Annotated in this window: 20 protein-coding genes; 5 read left to right on the top strand and 15 right to left on the bottom strand. The window is 45.9% G+C overall.

The window, feature by feature from the left end:
* Nucleotides 1-41: 41 nt before the first annotated feature.
* The 4 genes from QZY95_RS14990 to QZY95_RS14975 form a co-directional block, all read right to left on the bottom strand.
* Nucleotides 42-812, bottom strand: coding sequence for a glycosyltransferase family 2 protein (locus QZY95_RS14990; protein ID WP_290925021.1), 771 nt, complete (start codon nucleotides 810-812; stop codon nucleotides 42-44).
* A 65-nt stretch (nucleotides 813-877) separates the two neighbouring features.
* Nucleotides 878-1,693: a translation elongation factor Ts gene (gene tsf, locus QZY95_RS14985; RefSeq protein ID WP_290924991.1), complete on the bottom strand. Its 816-nt coding sequence runs from the start codon at nucleotides 1,691-1,693 to the stop codon at nucleotides 878-880.
* Nucleotides 1,694-1,716: 23 nt separating this feature from the next.
* Nucleotides 1,717-2,481, bottom strand: a complete 765-nt coding sequence (rpsB, locus tag QZY95_RS14980; RefSeq protein ID WP_290924990.1) for a 30S ribosomal protein S2 — start codon at nucleotides 2,479-2,481, stop codon at nucleotides 1,717-1,719.
* 226 nt (nucleotides 2,482-2,707) lie between these two features.
* Complete coding sequence (locus QZY95_RS14975) at nucleotides 2,708-3,490, bottom strand: fumarylacetoacetate hydrolase family protein (protein WP_290924988.1); 783 nt, start codon at nucleotides 3,488-3,490, stop codon at nucleotides 2,708-2,710.
* A gap of 256 nt (nucleotides 3,491-3,746) precedes the next feature.
* On the opposite strand from QZY95_RS14975, the gene QZY95_RS14970 reads away from it, so the two are divergent.
* Both QZY95_RS14970 and QZY95_RS14965 read left to right on the top strand, forming a co-directional pair.
* Complete coding sequence (locus QZY95_RS14970; protein WP_290924986.1) at nucleotides 3,747-4,289, top strand: hypothetical protein; 543 nt, start codon at nucleotides 3,747-3,749, stop codon at nucleotides 4,287-4,289.
* Between the two features lie 112 nt (nucleotides 4,290-4,401).
* The gene (locus QZY95_RS14965; protein WP_290924984.1) at nucleotides 4,402-4,986 is read left to right on the top strand and encodes a hypothetical protein; all 585 of its coding nucleotides are present in this window, start codon (nucleotides 4,402-4,404) and stop codon (nucleotides 4,984-4,986) included.
* Nucleotides 4,987-5,047: 61 nt separating this feature from the next.
* On the opposite strand, the gene QZY95_RS14960 is transcribed toward QZY95_RS14965, so the two are convergent.
* The 4 genes from QZY95_RS14960 to QZY95_RS14945 all read right to left on the bottom strand — a co-directional run bounded on the left by QZY95_RS14960 (nucleotide 5,048) and on the right by QZY95_RS14945 (nucleotide 11,049).
* Entirely contained in the window at nucleotides 5,048-6,703 is a 1,656-nt protein-coding gene (locus QZY95_RS14960; protein ID WP_290924982.1) for a ribonuclease J, read from the bottom strand.
* Nucleotides 6,682-7,416 (bottom strand): lysophospholipid acyltransferase family protein, encoded by a 735-nt coding sequence (locus QZY95_RS14955; RefSeq protein WP_290924980.1) that lies wholly within the window; start codon nucleotides 7,414-7,416, stop codon nucleotides 6,682-6,684. The genes QZY95_RS14960 and QZY95_RS14955 overlap by 22 nt, the downstream gene beginning before the upstream one ends.
* 213 nt (nucleotides 7,417-7,629) lie before the next feature.
* The gene (locus QZY95_RS14950) at nucleotides 7,630-8,817 is read right to left on the bottom strand and encodes a GGDEF domain-containing protein (RefSeq protein WP_290924979.1); all 1,188 of its coding nucleotides are present in this window, start codon (nucleotides 8,815-8,817) and stop codon (nucleotides 7,630-7,632) included.
* 177 nt (nucleotides 8,818-8,994) lie between these two features.
* Nucleotides 8,995-11,049, bottom strand: coding sequence for an elongation factor G (locus QZY95_RS14945; protein WP_290924977.1), 2,055 nt, complete (start codon nucleotides 11,047-11,049; stop codon nucleotides 8,995-8,997).
* A 278-nt stretch (nucleotides 11,050-11,327) separates the two neighbouring features.
* Between QZY95_RS14945 and QZY95_RS14940 the strand changes: the two genes are divergently transcribed.
* The 3 genes from QZY95_RS14940 (at nucleotide 11,328) to QZY95_RS14930 (ending at nucleotide 12,559) form a co-directional block, all read left to right on the top strand.
* Nucleotides 11,328-11,825, top strand: coding sequence for a FeoB-associated Cys-rich membrane protein (locus QZY95_RS14940; RefSeq protein ID WP_290924975.1), 498 nt, complete (start codon nucleotides 11,328-11,330; stop codon nucleotides 11,823-11,825).
* A gap of 132 nt (nucleotides 11,826-11,957) precedes the next feature.
* On the top strand, nucleotides 11,958-12,215 hold the full coding sequence (locus QZY95_RS14935) for a glutaredoxin family protein (RefSeq protein WP_290924972.1): 258 nt from the start codon (nucleotides 11,958-11,960) through the stop codon (nucleotides 12,213-12,215).
* Nucleotides 12,212-12,559: a ferredoxin-thioredoxin reductase catalytic domain-containing protein gene (locus QZY95_RS14930; protein WP_290924970.1), complete on the top strand. Its 348-nt coding sequence runs from the start codon at nucleotides 12,212-12,214 to the stop codon at nucleotides 12,557-12,559. Before QZY95_RS14935 ends, QZY95_RS14930 begins: the two co-directional genes overlap by 4 nt.
* Before the next feature lie 94 nt (nucleotides 12,560-12,653).
* Here QZY95_RS14930 and QZY95_RS14925 read toward each other — a convergent pair whose 3' ends face one another.
* The 7 genes from QZY95_RS14925 to dctP all read right to left on the bottom strand — a co-directional run bounded on the left by QZY95_RS14925 (nucleotide 12,654) and on the right by dctP (nucleotide 18,657).
* Nucleotides 12,654-13,445: an amidohydrolase family protein gene (locus QZY95_RS14925; RefSeq protein ID WP_290924968.1), complete on the bottom strand. Its 792-nt coding sequence runs from the start codon at nucleotides 13,443-13,445 to the stop codon at nucleotides 12,654-12,656.
* Nucleotides 13,446-13,466: 21 nt separating this feature from the next.
* Entirely contained in the window at nucleotides 13,467-13,889 is a 423-nt protein-coding gene (locus QZY95_RS14920) for a thioesterase family protein (RefSeq protein ID WP_290924966.1), read from the bottom strand.
* A gap of 207 nt (nucleotides 13,890-14,096) precedes the next feature.
* Nucleotides 14,097-14,873, bottom strand: a complete 777-nt coding sequence (locus QZY95_RS14915) for an acyl-ACP thioesterase domain-containing protein (RefSeq protein WP_290924964.1) — start codon at nucleotides 14,871-14,873, stop codon at nucleotides 14,097-14,099.
* Between the two features lie 127 nt (nucleotides 14,874-15,000).
* Nucleotides 15,001-15,759: a M15 family metallopeptidase gene (locus QZY95_RS14910; protein ID WP_290924962.1), complete on the bottom strand. Its 759-nt coding sequence runs from the start codon at nucleotides 15,757-15,759 to the stop codon at nucleotides 15,001-15,003.
* 35 nt (nucleotides 15,760-15,794) lie between these two features.
* Nucleotides 15,795-17,078 (bottom strand): TRAP transporter large permease, encoded by a 1,284-nt coding sequence (locus tag QZY95_RS14905; protein ID WP_290924960.1) that lies wholly within the window; start codon nucleotides 17,076-17,078, stop codon nucleotides 15,795-15,797.
* Nucleotides 17,075-17,617: a TRAP transporter small permease gene (locus QZY95_RS14900; RefSeq protein ID WP_290924958.1), complete on the bottom strand. Its 543-nt coding sequence runs from the start codon at nucleotides 17,615-17,617 to the stop codon at nucleotides 17,075-17,077. Before QZY95_RS14900 ends, QZY95_RS14905 begins: the two co-directional genes overlap by 4 nt.
* Entirely contained in the window at nucleotides 17,617-18,657 is a 1,041-nt protein-coding gene (dctP, locus tag QZY95_RS14895; protein ID WP_290924956.1) for a TRAP transporter substrate-binding protein DctP, read from the bottom strand. Before dctP ends, QZY95_RS14900 begins: the two co-directional genes overlap by 1 nt.
* Nucleotides 18,658-18,713 lie beyond the last annotated feature (56 nt).

Below are 18,713 nucleotides of genomic sequence, written 5' to 3'. Positions count from 1 at the left end.
TTGTTGAGGGGAAAGAATACAGTCTCAGCATGTTTTCAGCGTTATTCCGCATCAAACGGTGTGCCCCAGTTTCCTTCGTCAATACGAACGTATTTTAAAAACACATAAAAAAAGCCGTGCATTGCATTGATGAATCCGGCTTTGCCATCAAGCATACCAAGCTTGAGAAAGTAAATTTTGATAAAACGCATTGTAGCGTGAGCTAGCGCAGTAGCTATGCCGCCTTTGCGTTTTTTTCGTTTGAGATCTTCTGCGCCTTCCTGTGCATACAGGTTAATTTTTTCAAGATGATGGGCGAAGCTCTCATACGGGTAATGCAGGATGTCTGCATCAATGTCTTTTATTGTTCCTGAAGCACTGAATGATTCGTGAGAACCGCTTTGTGTTACGGTTAAGTGTTCAGGGCGGAAAATGCGGATTAATCTGTCCGGATACCATCCTGAGTGCTTCATGAATCGATCAAAATACCAGTTTCGACGACATGGTCGGAAGGCGGTGGTGGAAGGCTCTACGTGTTGTAATTCAGAGAGAATTTTTTCTTTGAGTGTTGCTGAGCAGATTTCATCCTGATCTAATGAGATAACCCACTCGCTCTCAATATGTTGTAAGCCGAATTCAAACTGTTTTTTGAAGCCGCCCCACGGATTTTGAAGGATAGTTGCCTTGTGTTTTTCAGCAATGGCTAGTGTCTCGTCAGTTGAAAAAGAATCTACGATAAGTATCTTGTCGCAAAAAGATAGAGATTGAAGGCACTTATCGAGAAGGCGTTCGCCGTTATATGTGAGAACTAGTCCAGTGATCGAAGGCATAATTTTTTCCTTAAAAAAAGGGGAGAGAAAACTCTCCCCCCTTATAAGCTGTCAGATAACCGTAGTATCTATTCAGCGTCTTCTTCTTTAGCGTCGTCTTCGCCGAGTTCGAAACGAACGAGGGAAGCGATAGTAGCGCCTTTGAGGAGGTCGCGGATAGACATTTTGTCATCACGGATGTAAGGCTGGTTCACAAGGGTGATTTCCTTGAAGAATTTAGCCATACGGCCGTCAACGATTTTGTCTACGATGTTTTCAGGCTTACCCTCTTCGAGAGTTTTCTGACGCTGAACTTCGCGCTCACGAGCAACGAGGTCAGCAGGAACGCCGTCTTCATCGATAGCTACTGGGTTGGTAGCAGCAATCTGCATTGCAACGCCTTTAGCCATTTCAGCATCGTCAGAACCGAGGATCTCAACGAGAACACCGATTTTGCCGTTGGAATGGATGTAAGAACCGATGATGCCTTCGCCGGAAAGCTCGATGCGATGTGCACGGCCGGCAGACATGTTTTCACCGAGGGTAGCGATAGCTTCGTTTACGTCAGCTTCAACGCGTGCGGTGAAACCTTCAGCACCGTTCTCAAGAACATCGTTAGCAAATTTTGCTGCGATTTCCTGGAATTTTTCGTTACGTGCTACGAAGTCAGTTTCACATTTGAATTCTGCAAGAGCAGCGCGGTTAGCTTCAACTACGCAGCCTACGAGACCTTCAGAGGTAGCGCGACCTGCTTTTTTAGCAGCTTTGGACAGACCTTTCTGGCGGAGCCAGTCGAGTGCTGCAGCTTCATCTGCGTCGTTTTCTACGAGTGCTTTTTTGCAGTCCATCATGCCAGCGCCGGTTTTTTCGCGCAGGCTCTTAACCATAGCAGCAGTAATAGCCATGATCTATTCTCCCTCTGAATGAATTATTCGGATGCGGTTGCTTCAGCAGCTTCTTCAGCTTCAGCAGCTTTAACCATCTCAGCTTCAGCGTCTTTGCCGTCTTTAGCCATTGCGCCGCCTTCAGCACATGCATCAGCGATGTGAGATACGAAAAGCTTGATAGCGCGGATAGCGTCGTCGTTACCTGGAATGATGTAGTCGATCACGTCAGGGTCGCAGTTAGAGTCAGTTACTGCAACGATAGGAATACCGAGTTTGCGGCATTCTTTAACAGCGATGTCTTCGCGCTTAGGGTCAACGATGAACGCGAGCTGTGGCAGGCGTTCCATGTTTTTAATACCACCAAGTGTAGCTTCGAGTTTGTCCATTTCACGACGGAGACGAAGAATTTCTTTCTTCTGGTAGCGGTTTACGCTGCCGTCTTCGAACATAACTTCGAGTTTTTTGAGGCGGTCGATAGACTTACGGATAGTCTGGAAGTTGGTAAGAGTACCACCCATCCAGCGGTTGGTTACGTAGTACTGGTCAGCACGAGCAGCTTCAGTTTTAACAGCTTCGTGAGCCTGACGTTTGGTACCGATGAAGATAACTTTGCCACCGTTAGCAACAGTTTCAACAACTTTGTCGTGAGCACGACGGTAAAGTTTTACAGTCTGCTGGAGGTCCATGATATGGATGCCGTTACGAGCACCAAAGATGAATGGACGCATTTTCGGGTTCCAGCGACGAGTCTGGTGACCGAAGTGAACACCGGTTTCCAGCATTTGTTTCATAGTTACGTAAGCCATTGTAATCTCCTTCAATGGGTTTTTCTTCCACCCCGAGCCAAGTCCCTCCACCTTCAGGATCTTACGAATTCTGAAGGCACCCAGGGAAGATGCTTCGGAGTGTGCTTTGTATTAAAAGGCAGGGATACATACTGCGAATAAGTGAGTTTGGCAAGCATTGATGCCGCTCATTCGCATTTTTTCTGCATGATATTCTCTCTGCGAATATTTAAGTATAGCGTAGAATCTATTGAACTGGAAGTCCTGAAGTCGTTTCCCGCTTATCAATATTTTTGACAGGATTAATCAACGTGCCGATTCCGTTAATCTCTACCTGAATTTCATCCCCTTCCTGAATAGGGCCTACGCCATGCGGTGTGCCTGTCAGAATCACATCTCCGGGGAGAAGCGTCATAACATGGGATATGTTCGCCACAAGCTCAAGCGGGCTGAACAGCATATCAGACGTATGCCCCTGCTGAACCAGCTGGTCATTTTTATAGAGTTTAACGGAAAGATCTGAAGGGTCAGGAACATGTGTTTCAAGCCAGGGGCCTATAGGGAGGAATGTATCAAATCCTTTGCAGCGCCCGAACATGCCGTCGCTTTTTTGAAGATCCCGGGCAGTGACATCGTTTGCACAGGTGTAGCCGAAAATATGCTCCTGAACCGCATGCGGAGAAAGGAATTTGGCCTCTCGTCCCATAATAATGGCAAGCTCTGCTTCATAATCTACGCGTGTAGACTGTGGAGGAATATAAATTGGCTGTCCGGTATTAATGATGCAGGAAGGAGGCTTAAGGAAAAACATAGGCTCTTCCGGTAGCGGCATTCCAAGTTCAGCTGCGTGGTCTTTATAGTTAAGCCCCACGCAAACTACTTTTGAAGGTGTAACCAAAGGAAGAAGCTGGGCCTGTTCTAAAGGGAACCGTTCTGTAACACCTATCTGTGGAGTGAGGCAGCGTAATAGTCCATCTTCAAGAGCTGCGTAGAATGTTTTGTATTGATAATGAACGCGAACAATTTTCATAACACACTCCCGTACTGGATTGTTTGGTATGACTTACCAATAGGTGTTTTCTATACTAATTACAGTGTTGTAGAAAAGAAATGTATTGTGTTGCATTTGCTTGTGCAAATATTCGTCATTGCAACAAAAAAAGTGTTAAATTATCTCTTTTTTATGTACGATTGCGCAGTTTATCCAATTATTATCGAATCTGTTTTTAAATGTAATTACAGTTTTTTATAACAGGATGCATCACCTTCCTGCTTGGAGCCTTGTCATGTCAGAGTCTGCCCTGATTGATAAATTTTTGCCAGAGTACACATTTAATGAGTGTCACGAAATTGTGGTGAACAGCCCCATTGAAGAGGTCTACGAAGTTACAAAGAATGTAGATCTCTCTAAATCCACTCTTATTGTAACTCTTTTTAAACTGCGGGGATTGCCGACGCGCAGGATGACATTGCAAGGTGTTGTGGAGGATGTGGGCTTTTCCAGACTTGCAGAAAATTATCCCATCGAGCATCTGGTCGGTTTTTTGGCGAACAGAAATATTGTTCCTATTTCTACTGCAAAAGAATTTTTAACGCACTCACTTTCTGCAAAGGTGAAGGTTGCATGGAATTTCAGCCTGTCAGAGATAAGTCCCGGATTAACTAGGGTTACAACGGAAACCCGGGTGCTCTGCCTGTCCAATATGACGCGCAGGATATTTAAAGGCTACTGGATGTTCTTCAGGCCGTTCAGTGCGCTGATTCGGCGCAGAATGTTGAAAATCGTGAAACGGCAGGCAGAATTGATTGGCTGGAATTGCTACTTGTAATGAAGTAGTTGTACGCTAAGTTGTATTTTTTATTTCATATAACAGTGCGTACCGTTGTGGTGTGATATCTCTAGAGTGTTATAAGTTGCCTGTTTTAGGACTGGAGGGATATATGCCGCACATGAATGAAATTGGAATCGTGGCAATGGTACTAATCTGCATTGTCGGATTTGCGTTGTACTCAGCGCTGATAGTTTTGCCGTGTTGGATTATTGCCAAACGGCGCAGTATTTCTCCGCCTTGGTGGCAGTGGCTGATTCCGTTATGGAATATGTACATTGCTTTTAGAATAGGCAAAGGCTCTAATAAGCTCATATCTTTTTCTTTTCTTCTATTGCTTGCGGGAATAGGTGGTGTTGCACTCCGTGAGCAAGCACAGTCTTTTGTTATTGTCGGAATTTTCCTCCTGATTGTCTCGTTTGTTATCGGCATATATGTTGTTTATATGTGGCTGAAAAACATGAGTGTCTTAGCAGGGCGGCATCCGTTGTTTCTTCCGGTTGTAATGCTTATTCTGCCTGTAGTTCTGGCATTAATTGGTGGCGTCCTTATCGGACAGAAAGTGGTATCACCAGAAGAGGTGAGAGGCTGTGAAAATGTTATCAGTTTAATTTCATGGGTGATCTTTCTAATTATTGCATTGAGAACACCTCGCGAGCCTTTAGGAAATGAGGAGTTTGTTCTCGGCAAAGAATAGACCCCGCTCAATATTTACTCATAAAAAAACTCCCGATCCAGTTTTGGAAAGGGAGTTTTTTTTATACCATGGTAATGACTGGAACAACGACGGGGTCGCGTTCGAGGACTTTTCGGAAGAATCGGCGTAATCCGGAGCGGATACGATCCTGTAACAGCTCAATGTCCTCAGGGCCGATGTTTTCAAGCAGTTCAAGAATAATACATTTTGCATCTTCCAGAACATGATCGAAATGGGCTTCGAAGATAAACCCTTTTGAAACAATTGTCGGTCCGTGCAGGATCTCCCAAATCTGTTCGTCGAGAACCATAAAGACCACAACCATTCCTTCGCCACCGAGAATCTGACGCTCTTTTAAAACGGTCAGTCCCACATCGCCGACGCCTTTTCCGTCCACAAGAATCTCTTCAAGCTCAAGAGGCGGTTCCGGCGTTAATGTGCCGTCGCGTAACGTGATTGGCTGCCCGTCTTCAATAATGAAGGTGTTTTCTTCTGCAACGCCGCACTCCTGCGCCAGACGACAATGTTTTACCAGATGACGGTATTCACCGTGGACAGGAATGAAGTGTTTCGGTGCAACTGTTTCGAGCATTTCACTCAGCTCGTCGCGATACGCATGACCGGATGCATGAATGTTTCGGAAGCTTTCGTAGTACACTTCTGCACCCATTCTATACATATCGTTAATCATGCGCGTAATAGCGAGCGTGTTTCCCGGAATAACACGGGAGGACATAACAACCGTGTCGCCTTCCTGAATCGCAAGGTGTTTATGTTCTCCGCGCGCAATACGTGAAAGCGCAGAGAGCGGTTCACCTTGTGAGCCGGTAAGAAGCAGAACGGTTTCTTCGTCCGGAAGTTCCGGCATTTCACGGGTATCCATGAAAAGCGGAGTCCGAATGCGTAAAAATCCAAGGTCGTTTGCAATTTCTATATTTTTAACAAGACTGCGTCCGGATACGGCGATCTTTCTTCCGTAGCGGGCAGAGATGTCGAGTACCTGCTGAATTCGCTGGATATGGCTGGAAAAGAGGGTGACGATGATTCGCCCTTTAGCATTGGCAAAAAGGTCTTCAAAGGCACTCTTAATATCACGTTCGCTGAGAGAGAAGCCTTCACGCTCAATGTTGGTTGAGTCGGAAAGAAGGAGTTCAACACCGTCTTCAGAAAAGGCTCGGAACCCTTCAAGGTCAGTACGGTGGTTGTCCAGCGGTGTCCGGTCGAGTTTAAAGTCGCCGGTATGGACAATTTTACCAGCCGGAGTTTCTACCCCGAAGCCGTAGCCCTCGATTATTGAGTGGCAGACTGGGAAGAAGTTGAAAGCCATATCACCAAGCTCAACCCGTTCGCGGGGAGCTACAGGGATTAATTTTGCGCGGTGGAGCAAGTCTGCTTCACGCAGTTTACTTTCGACAAGAGCAAGGGTGAAGCGTGAACCGTAAATCGGAACGCTGAGCCAGCGGATAAGCCACGGCAGCGCGCCGATATGGTCTTCGTGCCCGTGGGTGAGAACAATGCCTTTTATCTTGTCTTTTTGTTGTAAAATGTGCTCGAACTGCGGAATAACCACATCGACCCCAAGATGGTAGTCGTGCGGGAACATTAACCCGCAGTCGACAATGACAGTGGATGTCTCTGTCGACCACATGGTGCAGTTCATGCCTATTTCACCCATACCGCCCAGCGGTGTGAGTGTTATGCCTGAGTCTTGTGGCATGCACGCATCTCCATGTATTTCTTATTCATGTGTTCACGGAGCATGTCGCTGAATTCGTTTCGTTGCTTCATAGTGTATTCGGCAGTGCTGATAGGCTCCATAGCCGTAATATACACTTTTTTACGAGAGCCGAGGGAGATACGTCCCTTAGGAAGAATATCGCCGGTACCTTCAATAATGACAGGCACAATAGGCACACCGGCTTTTAAAGCGAGCATGATTGCGCCGGTTTTGAAATCACCGAGTTCTTCAAGTTGATCTTGTCGTGTTCCCTCAGGGAAAAGAATAACAGAACGTCCGTTCCGGATTGTTGTTGCAGCAGTTTCCAAAGATTCCATCGCTGCACGTCTATTGCTTCGGTCTACAGAAATGTTACCGAATAATCTGAAGCAGCGTCCGATCAGCGGCAGTTCCTGTAAGCTTTTTTTTGCCATAAAAGCAGGCAGTGCTTTTTTTAACGCTACCGTTGAAAGAGGAATATCAAATTGGCTTTGATGATTGGCAACAAAGATAACCGGTTCATCTGTCGGAATAGAGTCTGTATCAGTAATTAGAGTAATCTGGGAGCAAAAGCGCGCCGCACGGCACCAATACAGTGCAAAGTAACGAACCATTTTGCCAGAGCTATCTAAAGCTGCTGAAATTGGCATAAAGATACAGACGTAAAGTGTCGTAAGTAAAAACGAAAAGTAAAACCAAATTGTGCGAATCATACGTTGTCCAAATAAAAAGTGAGCTGGTAACCTAACTAAATTCAGCACCAGGCTCAAGTACGGCAAGCGAGGCGCAATGTAATGATGCGGTGCTTGTAGCATGGAGGAAAGGAAAGTGGTTAGTACTTTATTGCGCTCAAAAAAATCTATATTCAGCGAACAGTTAGAGTCGCATCCGTAGTGTGACGCTTCACCGCACAATATGGTATCGGGTTACGTTGTTGCGCTTTCGTCTGAATATTCAATTTCAGATTCAGGTTCCTCTTCTTCGGTTTCGATGTCCTCAGGGGGCGCTGCATACGTTGTAATATAGTTCCCCGGATGTTTTTTTGATGAGTACATAGCGTTGTCAGCCTGTTTAACTAATCCGTCCGCATCCAACCCGCTTTCCGGTGTAAATTCTGCCAGTCCAATACTGAATGTAACAATGCACTCAGGATCGATTTTCGCAAATTCTGTAATAAGGCGATCGCAGATTTCTTTTGCCTGTTCAGCAGAGGTTTCGGCAAACAGAATGCAGAATTCATCTCCGCCATAACGGGCACCGATGTCTTCTTTTCTGAGGCTGTGTTTAATTGCAGTGGCAACATTTGTAAGAACTGCGTCGCCGTACTTGTGTCCGAATGTATCATTAGCTTTCTTGAAATTATCAAGGTCGAAGTAACAAAGAGTGAAATTATTGGCTCTGCGTTGAGAACGTGAAAGCTCAATGTTCAAATATTCAAAGAAGGTTTTTTGATTGTACAGTCCGGTTAATCCATCTTTGCTGGCTTGTTCTGCAAGTTCTTTTGTGCGTTTTGCAACGGTGTTTTCAAGTTCATGCGCGTAATTTTCTAAATCGTCTTTACTTCGTTTAACTTCATTAACAAGTCCTTGAATATATGTGTCAAAAACAAGAACAAGGTCAAAGAGCATAAGATTTTCAAGTGCTGTTGAACGACTGTTGCAGATGTCACAGGATTTTGTTTTATTTTGAATACGGAGTTTTTCCCGTAAGATTTTACTGAGCAGCTGGTAGGCCGTGATATACAGTTTGGGCGGAACTCCAATACGTTTATGAACCAACCCGATGCGTAGCCGTGATTGTACATATTCAACATCATAAGTGCCCTCAAAAAGTGAACGCAGATATCGCTGCATGTGATTGCGTAACCTGTAAAGACTTTCTGCATCACCAATAACTTGGGCAACACCTTCTACTTCCACAAGCTCTGCGTAAAAGCTGTTTACGATATCTTCAATGTCAGCAAGGATAACGGGCTTGATTTCAAGTAATGTGAGCATGTCTTCTTCGGATATATGGAACAGACTTTTCCGCTTTACAATTTCATGTGCAGTAATACGCATCTGCTCATCAAGCGTGAAATCTGTGGGCTTCATAGCTCCATCAATTTTGTGCATTCTGTTTTCCTTATCGTGAAGAGTTAAAAGCAACGAATATCTTTTTAAGCATATTGGCTCTAACTGATGGTCAACATGATAAGTGGCAAGGAACGTAAGAAAGCCCCTTTGAGTCATCAAAGGGGCTTTCTTTTTTCTCCTTAGTTACGTTGTGGAGTTACAAGTGATTAGGTTTGATTAACTTGCTTCTTTTTCAGAAACAACTTTATCGATTACTGGTGGTGGTGCCTCTTCGTAATGGTCAAATTCCATAGTGAAGACACCCTGACCGCCTGTAATGGAACGAAGATCCGGCGCGTAGCGGAGAACTTCGCCCATTGGCACGTGTGCTTTAATTTCGGTGATACCGGCTTTTGAGTCGGAACCGAGAACTTTACCACGACGTGATGACAGGTCACCGATAACATCACCCATGAACTCATCAGGGATGTGAACCGTCATAAGCACAACAGGCTCAAGCAAGGTTGGTTTTACCTGTTCCATAGCGCCCTTGAGAGCGAGAGAACCGGCAATTTTAAATGCCATCTCTGAGGAGTCAACGGAGTGGTATGAACCGTCGTAGAGCTTAACTTTAAAATCAACGAGAGGGTAACCGGCTAAGCAACCGCGTTGTGCTGCTTCCTGAATACCTTTGTCGACAGCCGGAATGTACTGGCGAGGGATAACACCACCTACGATGGCATTTTCAAACTCATATCCGAAGCCCTGCGGCATACCTTCGATTTCAATCCAGCAATCACCGAACTGACCGCGTCCACCGGATTGTTTTTTATGTCTGCCTTGTACCTGTGCTTTACCTTTAATAGTTTCGCGGTACGGAATTTTTGGTGTTTTAAGAACCATGTCGCATTTGTAACGACGCATGGCGCGTTCAACGCTTGTTTCAATATGCAGCTGTCCCATGCCTGAAAGCAGAATGTCGCTGGATTCTGGATCACGGGAAAGTGTAAGGGTTATATCCTCATCAAGAAGTTTATGAACCGCTGCATAAATCTTATCTTCGTCTCCTTTTTCTTTTGGAGCGATTGCGTATGAAATCAAGTTAGGAGGAAGTTCCGGCATCAGAACTTCGAACGAAGCCTTAGGATCAGCAAGTGTATCACCAGTTTTTGTTACTTTCAGTTTAGGTACAGCGATAATAGAGCCGGGGCCGATTTCTCCTTTTGCAGGTGCGGACTCTTTACCGTTCATAAACAGTGGAGCGCCGATGCGTTCCGTATCGTCATGTGTGACGTTGTGTAAGGTAGCATCACCGGTAAAGGAACCTGAAAGAACACGCATGATTGACAGCTGACCTGAGAATGGGTCTGAAAGTGTCTTGATGGTAAGCAGAGCGAGAGGCTCATCAGGAGATGATGCGCGCTCATTACCTTCTTTATCCATCCATGCAGCATGCTGGAGCGGAGACGGCAGGAGATCCTGAACAGCATCAAGAAGTTCTGCACCACCGTGGTTAGTAAGAGCAGAGCCGAGCATTACTGGAATAAGGTCTCGTGACAGCACGCCTTCGCGCAGGCCGGTAGTAATTTCTTCTTGAGAGAGTTCTCCGGTCTCAAGGTAGTTTTCCATCAATTCTTCATTGCTTTCTGCAATGTTTTCGATGGTGGTTTCACGAAGTACAGAGACTTCCTCTGCGAGGTCTTCGGGGACATCGCCTTCAGTGGTGGAGCCATCTTCATTAAAGAAGAATGCTTTGTTGTTTAATACATCAACATAGCCTTTAAAATCATCGCCCTGACCAATTGGCATTTGCAGCAATACCGGGCGAATTCCAAGAATAGAAGACAAACCGTCAAATGCTGTGTCAAAATCAGCACGGTCACGATCCATCTTGTTAATGAAGATAATGGAAGGAAGTTCTGCTTCCTGAACGAAGTTCCAAAGGCGGCTTGTCAGCGGTCGTACGCCGTCAACAGCATCAATAACAAAAACGGCGCCATCAACCCCGAACAACAGGTGGTTAATGTCGCCTACAAAGTTATTGTCGCCCGGAACATCCATAAGGAAGTGGCGATTTTTGTTCCAATCCATGGTGGCAAAGCCCGGCTGGATAGAGCCTCTGCGCTTTACCTCTTCTGGCTCGTGGTCGAGGGAAGTGGTGCCTTCTTCAATTTTCCCAAGGCGATTGATAACCCCGGACTGAAACATAAGCATTTCAGCCAGCGAGGTTTTTCCACTTCCTCCTGTGCCCACAAGGGCATAAGTTCTCTGAGAATCAAGTGTCTTGGCCATATACCTTCTCCCTTATGTGGTTTTAGGGGATTATGCCTGCTAACATTGCAAACTGCGGTGTTCCATAACTTGTCTAGAGGGGGTGCCTAATGACTGTTTATAGGGGGCACCCCTATGGTTCCACCTTGTATAACGCTGCAACACTTGTCAACCTCTCATGCGAAATTTTCAAATTCTCAGACGGATACGCACCTTTCTGTTGAATTTTGTTGTAAGTTGTAGAAGTATAATCCGTCGTTAATTTTTGACTCTGCCAAGTTGCTGATTCGGGAGTACATATGTACATCAATATTCTTGTTGGAATTGTCTTTATTGCACTTGTTGTATGGATAATTAGAGATTTTGTGCATCGTCGTAAGTCACCTGCGCGAATTATGGAAGACGAATTGAACCAGCGGCGGGAACGGCAGGAACAGGTCGCTGCGAACCTTGAACGCCTGCGGGACATAGGTGTGAAGAAGCTGGAATCTGTCCGCAAAGCATTAGAGGAAATGAATGCTGCGCTACCGGAATCACAGCGATTTACTATAGAAAATAATCGTGACAGTGTGGCGGTTATTTTTGAAAAAACGTATGTAGAGATTACTCATCAGCTGACGCAATTTTCTCTTAGCGGCAATGAGCAGGACTTTTCAGATGATGTTGCGATGCATCAGCGTTTTGTCATTGAGAGTAAAAATGCACAGGGCGATGTTGTCCGAAGTCGTGACGCAGAGACGGAAGAAGAAGCTATCCGCCTTATCGCAAAAGAAATTGCAAGTGTTGTTGAACCGTGAGTAAGCAGTCGCAATTTGCATTGGCATAGCTGTATGTTGTTTTGCTTTCAGATGAATGATAAACTGAACAACGTTGCGTCTGATGTTCCAATGAGTTTGTGACGAGTATTACATTTTCCAAATGGGGGCGAAATGTCGAAAGAATGTACCCTGTATGCACTTTCAACCTGCATTCATTGCAGACGTATGAAAGTTTTTTTAGAAGATCATGATGTAGAATTTGACAATGTTTTCGTTGATAAGCTTCGTGGCGATGAACGAAAAGAAACAATCGATTTGATTAAGAATTATAACCCGAAACTTTCATTCCCGACTCTTGTTGTTAAAGAGGGCGCATGCATTGTGGTGGGCTTCCATAAGGATCAGATCGAAGAGGCGTTGGATTTATGAGTAATACAATGACGGCTGAAAAGCTTTATGAAATGCTCAAGAAGATTCAAGAGCCACGCGGTTTTTATTTCAACAAGAATATGGATATCACCATGCCGCTTCTTGAAAGCCTGCTCATTAATAAAGAAGAGTATGGTTATATGGCATGCCCTTGCAGATTGCCGAACGGCGATTTTGATGCGGACAGAGATATTATCTGCCCGTGTGAATATCGCGACCCCGATTTAGAAGAATTCGGCGTGTGTTACTGCGGTCTCTATGTGACTGAAGAATACAACAAGTTAGAAGATCCAGGTGAAGTGGCTATCCCCGAACGCCGTCCACCGGAGAAAATTTTAGGCTAAGTGTAACAACACAGGCCGTGAAAATGAAAAACGCTGTGCAGCACTCAAAGAGAGGTTGCACAGCGTTTTTTTTGTTCGAACTGGACTTCGTTTGTTACTCAAGTCCCAGCAGTTCAGCGCCATTGCTGAGGAACATTTCAAGCTTTGGTAAGGAGAGCTTGAGCCGTTTTTTCAGTTTGGCGATTTCTTTATCAGGACTGTACAGAGGATAGTCTGATCCGAAGAGAATTTTTTCATGCGGGTGCTTTTTCATAATCGCACTCAATGTAACATCGTCAATAAAATCAAGAGTACTTGATGTGTCGATGTAAACATTTTTTCCGATAAGCACGTCTAATGCATGCTGCCACTGATGGTAGCCTCCAAAATGCGCTGCAACAAAGCGCGCCTTAGGGAAGTTTTCAATAAGCGCAGCAAGCTTGTACGGGCAAGACGGGTTATCTTTGGGTTCAAGTTTGTCGCCAATATGCAGAAGCATTACAAAGTCATTTTGTGCTGCTTCAATGATCGGCAACAGACGTTTTTCATCCAACCGGAAACCTTGGAAATCCGGATGGAGTTTTAAGCCCTTGATGCCTCGTGCTTTGAGACGCGCGAGCTGGTTTTCCCAATCATCAAAATCCGGATGAATTGTTCCGAAGGGGATTGCATCAGGGTGTGCAGCCTTGAGAGACAGGGCAAAGTTATTTGCGGGAATAACCTGCGAGGCTGAAGTTGCTGCACAAAGTACCACCATCTTATCCAGACCGGCTTTTTTAATGCGGCGGATAAGGTCATCCATAACGCCCGGGCACTGGCAGTTGACTCCGTAATGGGAGTTCAAATGCTCAACGGCCTTTGCGGCGATTTTTGGATGGAATGCGTGAGTATGGAAGTCGAGATACATAATAGCGCAGCGTTCTTTTGGTTAAAGTTTGTTTCCTACAAAGAGTTCTTTCAGCCTGTCGGGAACTTTAACAGGGCGTCCTTTTTCGTTGGTACAGGCATGCTCTGTGAGTCCGGTAGCTAAAATAGTGTCCTTTGTTTCGTTGTAAATTTCGTACTCAAAGGTCATGGATGCACGCCCCCATTTACTGATTCCGACACGAATGTGCAGCAGGTCATCAAATCGCGCAGGGCGTTTGTACCGGCACTGTGCTTCACGAACCGGAAGCATTATGCCCCGTTCTTCAACAGTTTTGTAACTCATGCCCTGTTCGCGGATATATTCGCTGCGGCTTCGTTCGAATAAATGGAGATACTCTGCGTAATACATGACAGACATCGCGTCGGTTTCCCCGTAGGAAACACGATGTGAAAGCCAAGTCTCAGGAGTCGGAAATTCTGCCATAGTCATTCCCTCTATATATTCAGTCGGTATTCAGATTGCTGACGATTTCGTTCAATGCGGTGTGTCAGGCACAAACGGCCGCAATGTACGAAGAGCTCTTTTGTTGGCTGACAGTGAACATCAGTTTTTCAACGGAACTCTTTCCATTTTATATCGGCGCTGAAGATTGCCCCGCCGTACATAAAAATGGTGTCAGCAGTCTCGGTGTTATATGTGGTGCTGTAAGTACGGCACATTTTTATGTTGTCGTTTTCGCCACTCTGTGCGGGCGCGACATAGTTCTTTACCTGTCTGCTCCTGAACGATGGAGTGCAGGTAATCCCCGTCAGCCGTCTTACCGGATTTGCTGATAAGTTTTTCCAGTGCGGTACATTCGGCACGGTAGCTTACATCTATGAGCGCAGGCTCATATTCAAGCATAAAGTCTTCCGGAACGGATTCTTGAATCCAGCCGAGGTAGCGCACATTATTAACATGTCCGTTAATGTCAATATCAGCTTTTCTGCTTATGAGTGGGCTTTCGTGTTCAGCCGCACGCAAGCACGGGACAACACGGGTGGGAAACTCTTTGCATGGCGGGTTGTCTACCGGATAATTTTCGGTAATGGCATCCGGCACCGGAACGAGTTTACGCTTTTTAATATCAATGACAAGCCATGCGGTTGTTCCTTCAGCAATAAGATGATGTTGCTCATCAAAAACTTCAAAACAACGCAGAGCTAAGTTGGGCGTATGGGCGGAAGGCCATGTGTGGATGGAGATTGTTTCTCCGGCATCCGGATAACGGTCTACAGTCATGGTGAGTCTGCTGAGCACCCATGCGATACCATGTTCCAGAAGGAATTCGCTTGGAAAACCATGCAGGCGGGCATTGTTTGCAGCAGCTTCTTCAAAAAAAGCTGCAAATGTAGCCGGACAGGCTTTGCCGAAACGGTCAGTATGGTAGGTCTTTATGGTGAAAGACTCTATCCCCTTCAGTGTCATGTGTGATTCCCCTTATGAATAAGGATGTTAGCTAACACTGACCTGTGTGGAGAGCAAGTAATCAGGGGATATTAATTGTGCGGTGGCTGCTGTGATGAAAAAAAGCAGCCACCGCATTGTTCTGTTGTTATGGCGTTACTAACCGTGCATACGGATTCAGAGTGAATTCTTGAGGTGTGTAGATGGCCTGATCGGCACGGGTAGCAGCCGCCCAGCGCTGGGTTCCATATTCGAAATGCCACCATTCACAATGGAAGTTTATGAAACCGGCCTGAGTCATCACAAAGTAAAGAAGACGTCTGTTGTACAGCGCTTCTTCTTCACGGGTGGTGAGCTTTTCTCCACGTTCCAGCTTGTCTTCAAAGAAAAGTGTGCTGGAAATATCACCGGGGTAGTCAAACGGAGCACCGAAGAACAATTGTTTTCCAGAACGTTCCGCAATGCATACATCCACTGCGCCACCGGTTGAATGCGGTGCAGGCTCTGAATAGTCTGTCATTGGCTTGGCAACAAACTGCTGTGCCATAGGTACAATTTCTTCCGGTGTTTTTTCCGGATGCATAGAAGCAAGGGCATTTTTGCATTCAGAGAACAGAAACGTTTGTACAGCGGTAGAGCGCCATCCATCAAGAATGACAAGCCGCAGGTGTGACGGCAGAAGTGACGATGCATGAAGCAGACGTTCCAGCACTCCTTCACGCGCATAGCATTCCGGCAGTGCTCCTTCAATTTGCCGTTCAAAATAAATAGAGCGGCTCAGCATGTGTTCCGGTGCTAACGACAGTGATACGATATCTTCATTCGATTCTGTAGATGCAGTGGCATATACAGTTTCCCAAGAAGCGTGAACAATTCCATGAATTGGGGGTACGATTTTATCAGGCATGACAAATCCAGTAAGAGATATAGGTCAACGTACCGCTAGTATCCCAGCAGGCGCGGAAGCCAGAGTGAGAATTCCGGTACAAAAATAAGCAGCAATTGGCAGATAAGCGCTACAAGAACAAAAGGCCAGATATGTTTAAACATTTTTTCTAACGCGACATTGCCGACAGAGGAAACAATGTAGACACAGGCGCCCATAGGCGGTGTGATGAGTGCAATGGTGATGTTCAGTGTCATAACAATACCGAAATGAAGCGGATCAATTCCTGCTTGTGCCGCAAGCGGGCTGAACACAGGAGTCAGCAGCACAAGAGCAGCAATTTCTTCCATAAACATGCCGATGATGAAGATCACAATGCTGATAAGCAGAAGAACCATAGAGGGCGACGATGCGTACTCCATGACCAGCGGTGCAAGCTTTTGCGGCATGCGTTCCGAAGAAAGAATCCAGCCAACAATGGTTGCAGCACCGATAACAATAAAAATGACACTGCTCAGCCGGACGGTACTGCATGTGGATTGAATGATTCCTTTCACGGTAAGCTGCTTTGTCCACAGTAGACCCATGATGAGTACATAGGCGCAGGCAACAGCACCGGATTCTGTGGGAGTCATGAATCCGAAAAGAATACCCCCGACAATAATCCCCGGTGCAAAAAGCGCAGCCATTGCTCCGCCGGTTGAGATGAAGAGTTCTTTCCATGAAAATTTGGAATTAACGACTGGAAGTCCTAACCGTGCTGCGCTGATGCGATGCATAATGATGAATGCAATACCAAGCAGCAGGCCGGGGACGACTCCTGCAATAAACAAAGCGCCCACGTTGGTTTTGGTCATTGCTCCAAAAAGGATCATAAAGATACTTGGAGGAATAATAGGGCCGATGAGTGAACTTCCTGCTGTTAACCCTGCTGCATACGAGTCAGGGTACCCGCCTTTCTTCATGGCAGGAATCATAATAGAACCAACTGCTGAAGCATCCGCAGCAGCCGAACCGTTCACACCTGCAAAGATGATACTGGCAACAACGGTGACATAGCCTAACCCCCCTTTTAAATGCCCTACGAGAGCTTCAGAAAAACGCAGAAGACGTGAGGTGAGACCGGAATTGCTCATAAGTTCACCGACCATAATAAAATATGGAATCGCAAGCAGAGAGAACGGCTCCATTCCGCCATAGAATTGCTGAATCATAATGCGCAGTTGACCGAGCTTGTCTATGTATATGAAGCCTGCAAAAGCGGTTGAAAGCATGGCAGCGAAAAGCGGCAGACCGGAAGCCAGAGTAATGAAAAAGATGCACAGAAGAATCAGCGTCATAATGAAGTCTCCTCTGTGTGTTGTTTGTGCATTGCGGAAGTCTCAGCGTGAGGTTGCTGTAGTGCCTCATCAGGGGGAATGAACTGCTGTAACGTGTATTCAACAAGCATAAGCCCCATGCCGACTGGAATCGCCATCAGCGGTAGTGATTTTGTTATTCCTAATGTCATGATGGTAAACAGACGCATCTTGTATGCATACTGTGCTCCCAGCCATATCATCAGCAAGAGAATGCTCATGAACGCTATTGTGCGAATTCCGCAGACAAGACGTCTGGAGCGTTGAGGAAGCCTGTTTACAAGTATGGTTATTGCCATGTGCTCGCCATGCTTTAACGCAGGGGCTGCAGCAAGCATAACCATCCAGACAAGGGTGATTTTTGCCAGATCAGTTGTCCAGATCGGCGGGCGAAAGAATCGGGAAAAAACTCCTACCATTACAGTTGCCAAGTTTATAACCAGAAGCGCCCCTGCTCCAGATAGGCAGAGGCGTTCCAGAATAGTTGAAACTGCTTGGCATTTGGTTGCCAAAGAGGTCATTACTGAACCTCATTATTCGCTTTTTGTGCGTCTGCCAGAGCGTCATCTATCCACTCTTTTTCAATGTGCTGACGTAACCATTTAATATAGGAAGGTGTGCTGAGTTTTTTGAATTCAGCCATTTCTTCGTGGGTGGGGGTGTACACTTCCATTCCTTTTTCTTTCAGGAAAGCGATTCTATTTTCTACCTGAGATTCAACAAAGGTTCGTGTCAGTGCGTTCGCTTCTTTGGCTGCGCTGCGGATTGCCTCGCGCTCCTTGTCTGCAAGCTCTTCCATCATGGCATTGTTCACAAGGAGGAACTGGTCGGAATATTGTACGTTGGCAAGTGTCAGGTGTGACTGCACTTCATAGAGACTGCCGATGATGATGTATGTCGGCGGGTTCATTTGACCGTCTGCAACGCCTGTTTTTAATGCGAGGTAGACTTCCGTCCAAGGGATAGGAGTACCAGCAGCGCCAAAGGCTTCGTACATGGCGACCTGGCTGGCATCCATTGCCCGAAATTTCAAGCCCTTGAAGTCCTTTGGTGATTTGATTGGCTGAGTGCAGGTAAAGGCAATAAAGCCGCCTTCTTCAATCACCTCAAGAAGCTGAACACCGGTACGTTCTCTGAATTCTTTGCGTATTTTTTTCATAGCATCGCTGGAATCAAAGAAGATGTGGGCAGCTTTGTAGCTGTCAAAAAGGAAGGGAACGTTTGTGGCAAATATTTCAGGAAAAACAGTTTCCATTCCGCCGAATGATGCAACGTTAATCATAGGGTCTGTCATAACCTGTTCCATGCGTTGCTGTTCATTGCCAAGCTGGCTGTTTGGAAACAAGTCTATAGCAATAGCTCCACCTGTTTTCTCTTCTACAAGCTTTTTGAAGTGTGTGGCAAAGACGTGAACAGCATTGTCCTCTTCTGAGGCAGGGCCGTTGTAGCTCATTTTGATTGTTGTTTTTGCAGAAGCTGCAACTGCAACCGTGAGTATCAGTAGCCCAGTTATCAGCAGGCAGCGTAGGAACTTCCATGAAATATTGTACAACATCATCATATCCTCCCTTGTTAGCATCGTGCTTGCTGAGAAAAGTCTCAGCATAGAAGACGTAC

Source organism: Halodesulfovibrio sp. (genome assembly GCF_015482765.1).
In the GTDB taxonomy this organism is placed as follows: domain Bacteria; phylum Desulfobacterota; class Desulfovibrionia; order Desulfovibrionales; family Desulfovibrionaceae; genus Halodesulfovibrio.
This window is presented reverse-complemented; position numbering and strand designations above follow the sequence as displayed.

Excerpts from the sequence above, each read along its gene's own strand:
- tsf (WP_290924991.1), bottom strand. The coding sequence starts at position 1,693 with ATGGCTATTACTGCTGCTATGGTTAAGAGCCTGCGCGAAAAAACCGGC.
- rpsB (WP_290924990.1), bottom strand. The coding sequence starts at position 2,481 with ATGGCTTACGTAACTATGAAACAAATGCTGGAAACCGGTGTTCACTTC.
- QZY95_RS14975 (WP_290924988.1), bottom strand. The coding sequence starts at position 3,490 with ATGAAAATTGTTCGCGTTCATTATCAATACAAAACATTCTACGCAGCT.
- QZY95_RS14970 (WP_290924986.1), top strand. The coding sequence starts at position 3,747 with ATGTCAGAGTCTGCCCTGATTGATAAATTTTTGCCAGAGTACACATTT.
- QZY95_RS14965 (WP_290924984.1), top strand. The coding sequence starts at position 4,402 with ATGCCGCACATGAATGAAATTGGAATCGTGGCAATGGTACTAATCTGC.
- QZY95_RS14960 (WP_290924982.1), bottom strand. The coding sequence starts at position 6,703 with ATGCCACAAGACTCAGGCATAACACTCACACCGCTGGGCGGTATGGGT.
- QZY95_RS14955 (WP_290924980.1), bottom strand. The coding sequence starts at position 7,416 with ATGATTCGCACAATTTGGTTTTACTTTTCGTTTTTACTTACGACACTT.
- QZY95_RS14950 (WP_290924979.1), bottom strand. The coding sequence starts at position 8,817 with ATGCACAAAATTGATGGAGCTATGAAGCCCACAGATTTCACGCTTGAT.
- QZY95_RS14945 (WP_290924977.1), bottom strand. The coding sequence starts at position 11,049 with ATGGCCAAGACACTTGATTCTCAGAGAACTTATGCCCTTGTGGGCACA.
- QZY95_RS14940 (WP_290924975.1), top strand. The coding sequence starts at position 11,328 with ATGTACATCAATATTCTTGTTGGAATTGTCTTTATTGCACTTGTTGTA.
- QZY95_RS14935 (WP_290924972.1), top strand. The coding sequence starts at position 11,958 with ATGTCGAAAGAATGTACCCTGTATGCACTTTCAACCTGCATTCATTGC.
- QZY95_RS14930 (WP_290924970.1), top strand. The coding sequence starts at position 12,212 with ATGAGTAATACAATGACGGCTGAAAAGCTTTATGAAATGCTCAAGAAG.
- QZY95_RS14925 (WP_290924968.1), bottom strand. The coding sequence starts at position 13,445 with ATGTATCTCGACTTCCATACTCACGCATTCCATCCAAAAATCGCCGCA.
- QZY95_RS14920 (WP_290924966.1), bottom strand. The coding sequence starts at position 13,889 with ATGGCAGAATTTCCGACTCCTGAGACTTGGCTTTCACATCGTGTTTCC.
- QZY95_RS14915 (WP_290924964.1), bottom strand. The coding sequence starts at position 14,873 with ATGACACTGAAGGGGATAGAGTCTTTCACCATAAAGACCTACCATACT.
- QZY95_RS14910 (WP_290924962.1), bottom strand. The coding sequence starts at position 15,759 with ATGCCTGATAAAATCGTACCCCCAATTCATGGAATTGTTCACGCTTCT.
- QZY95_RS14905 (WP_290924960.1), bottom strand. The coding sequence starts at position 17,078 with ATGACGCTGATTCTTCTGTGCATCTTTTTCATTACTCTGGCTTCCGGT.
- QZY95_RS14900 (WP_290924958.1), bottom strand. The coding sequence starts at position 17,617 with ATGACCTCTTTGGCAACCAAATGCCAAGCAGTTTCAACTATTCTGGAA.
- dctP (WP_290924956.1), bottom strand. The coding sequence starts at position 18,657 with ATGATGATGTTGTACAATATTTCATGGAAGTTCCTACGCTGCCTGCTG.